General features: G+C 41.5%; 3 protein-coding genes. 1 reads left to right on the top strand and 2 read right to left on the bottom strand.

From position 1 onward, the window contains the following. The first annotated feature begins 162 nt into the window (after window positions 1-162). Window positions 163-528: a four helix bundle protein gene (locus G1O98_RS37640; protein ID WP_163939479.1), complete on the top strand. Its 366-nt coding sequence runs from the start codon at window positions 163-165 to the stop codon at window positions 526-528. 40 nt (window positions 529-568) lie between these two features. Here G1O98_RS37640 and G1O98_RS37635 read toward each other — a convergent pair whose 3' ends face one another. Together G1O98_RS37635 and G1O98_RS37630 are read right to left on the bottom strand one after the other, a co-directional pair. Continuing rightward, on the bottom strand, window positions 569-1999 hold the full coding sequence (locus tag G1O98_RS37635; protein WP_163939477.1) for a DUF4335 domain-containing protein: 1431 nt from the start codon (window positions 1997-1999) through the stop codon (window positions 569-571). Next, entirely contained in the window at window positions 1996-2622 is a 627-nt protein-coding gene (locus G1O98_RS37630) for a DUF3038 domain-containing protein (protein WP_163939475.1), read from the bottom strand. The genes G1O98_RS37635 and G1O98_RS37630 overlap by 4 nt, the downstream gene beginning before the upstream one ends. Window positions 2623-3058 lie beyond the last annotated feature (436 nt).

Genomic DNA, 3058 nt, shown 5'->3' with positions numbered 1-3058 from the left:
ATTTTATTCGGGGGTTGTCTTGGTTATTGGGTATTGGTTATTGGGAATTGGGAATAGGTAAGTGGGAATTTGGAATTGGGAATTGGGAATTGGGAATTGGGAATTGGGAATTGGGAATTGGGAATTGGGAACTATTGATCAATAAATGATCAATGGACTTTTGTGGGAAGACCTGATTTTGAGGACTTAGAAGTTTATCAACTTGCTGAAAAGCTGGCTAATGAAATTTGGCACATTGTTAAAGAATGGGACAATTTCACTAAAGATACACTGGGTAAGCAAATTGTTCGGTCTGCTGATAGTGTTTGTGCGAACATCGCAGAAGGTAAAGGTAGGTACAACTATCAAGACAATCGACGTTTTGTCAAGATTGCCAGAGGGTCTTTGTATGAAACTATCAGTTGGCTGAGGTTAGCCTATGCTAGACAATTATTGACAAACGGACAGGTAAGTAAATTTAAACCAATTCTTGATGAACTCTTACCCAAGCTTAATGCTTATCTAAAATCCATAGGAAATAGAGAATAGAAATTAATTCTTTTCCCCATTCCCCATTCCCCATTCCCAATTACTGATATCCCTTCCAAGGCGTAACTTCAAGCGTGCCACTAGGTTTAAATATCACTTGGAAATGGGCGAGAGGTTGTTTATCGTTGGGAGCTGCTACATTGGAACCGTAGATAGCATTGAACATCTTCGGAAGAGGTGTTTCCCGAAAATAGTCAAATGCAACTTGGTTGAGTGGTTCATAATCAGCAATTACACCATCTTTGTTGACTGCTACCCGATATTTCAAATCTCGCGTAAAGGTGGGTTTGCCACTCCAAGTTTGCCGAACTGTAGTATAAAGCTTTTGGTTTAAATTTTTGACTATATTAGAGTCAGCAATTTTTGCACCCACTACCTCTGGTGTTCTAGCATATCCCCGCCAAGGGCTAACTTGCAGCACCCCTTGGGTAGTAAATACTACTCGAAATTGAGCGATCGGTTCATTGGAAATGGGAGGGCGGGTAGCTGGATTGTAAAGTACGTTCGGCAGAGGAGTTTGACCTACTCCTAAATTTGCCTCTTTATTTACTGCTTTATAACCGACGATCGCTCCATCCGCAGCTACACCCAGACGATAGATCAAATCTTGTTGCAATCCTGAGCGATTAGTCCAAGCTGGATGAACTTGGTTGTAAACTTGACGATTCAATGCACGTAACTGGGATGGATCGGTAATTTCTGGAACTGTATTTAAAAGTGCTTCTAAATCTTTAACTGCCGGCTTTCCATTAGCTGTAGGCGTTAGTGTGGGCCTTGCCGTAGCGATGGGTGTTGCAGCTGCTGATGCTGGAGGAGTGATATTGTTTATTGTAGAGCTACTTTGCTCATCTGTTGTTGGCTGTGGTGGACGCAGTTGGGGAGGTGGAATCAAGTTAAAGGCGATCGCAGCTACTGCTAAACTTGACACACCCACGGCAGCAGGTACAGCCTGCCTAACCAAAGCTTGACTAGCACCGCCATAGCGTCTGGTAACTGGTTGTAGTTCTAGAGAAAGTTCAGGTAAAGTTTGGGTATCAGCAAAAAACTGATCCACTGCTTCTACTAAATCGAACAACTGCACCGTATTCAAATCTATTTCAATTGGCGGACGTTTGGAATTGTTAGAGTGATCGAATCCCTCTGGAGTTCCTTCGGAATGTATGATTAATCTATGTCGGTTGCTGTCAACTTTCCGAAACTCTACTAGCTCCGATTCCTGATTGTGTGCTTGGGGATTAGGTACACTACTTAAAAATTCTTGGGCATACCCACTAACAGCCCTCACCAAACTTTCAAAAAATTCCCGCCCTCCCGTTAGGGGCTGATTATAACCAGATAAATAGCATTCTGCATTTACCAATATTGATAATTCCGGGCGCATTTCCTGGAAGTGTGCAGCCCTAGTGACATCACTTAACCCTTCTAAAAGCAGTGTACAATTAGGTAGACTGTACTTACGTTGAATATTCATTCCACTTCACCGTCAAAAAGACTAATCCAGAATCGCTGCATTCCAGCTGTACCAGTACAAAATAGTAATTGTCCTAACAAATTTATAGCTAGCTCATCTAATTTTTCATCAGAAGTTAATGCTAGTACACCAGAACGTCGGGCATTCATCCGGCTTTTAAAATGCGCTCTAAACCGCTCTAGGTAATTAGATAGACGCAAATTCTGTTCCAATGGAATCTGCTTTTCTTCCATTTGTTGACATATCATTAATAACTGGCGAATGACAACAGTTAAACGCCGCGCTATGTAGCAAGCAATGACTACCAGAGCTTTTGCTTCCATGATACTTAAGGGACGGCGGATATGCGCTCTCCGTAGCGGGTTAGAGCTACGCATCCGCCATAAATTCACCCTGTCTTTAACAATTCCTTTGAGATCCAACTCTTGAGCAAAACTCAAGATTGCTTCCGAACCACCAAGCTCTAAAGCTTCAATTGCCAATAAAATCAGGTCAATTTGCAACCGCGTTCTCCGAGGACAAGTCTTGGAAGCGATCGCAGGATCTGGCAAAGTGTCCAAAATCGTCGGCAATGAATCTTGAGTTGGACTGTTGAACGGCGTTAAACTTGCTGAGACATTCATTCTATAAATACCTTGTGCGGTTCCAACAGACTAGATAAAACAAATTTAAGATCAGTAGCCAAGACTTGAGCATTAGACTTATAGCAGTAGCATGACTACCTGATATATACATTACTTAACTCTTTCTACTCAAAGTTTTCCCTATATTGAAATCAAAGTTTTAAAACATAAGTTAATTCACCTCATTTCTGAATGTAATACCTTTTCTAGCTTGGTTTAGATTCTAATTATCGTCAACAAAGGACGAAGCTTCAGCCTTGATTCCCACTTGACCCCCAGCGTATGACATTATAGTGTACGATTTTTCAGGTATCTGAAAATTGGACATTAGGAATTAGGGAATTGGGAATTGGGCATTGGGAATTCATCAATAATCAATACTTCTTTTTTCAATAACTTACCCCGCTTCTCTTCTCACCCATTCCCCATTCCCCAT

Origin of the sequence: Nostoc sp. UIC 10630, assembly GCF_010747425.1 — a bacterium.
In the GTDB taxonomy this organism is placed as follows: domain Bacteria; phylum Cyanobacteriota; class Cyanobacteriia; order Cyanobacteriales; family Nostocaceae; genus Nostoc.
Note: the sequence above shows the minus strand (reverse complement) of the source record. Positions and strands in the feature narration are given on the sequence as shown.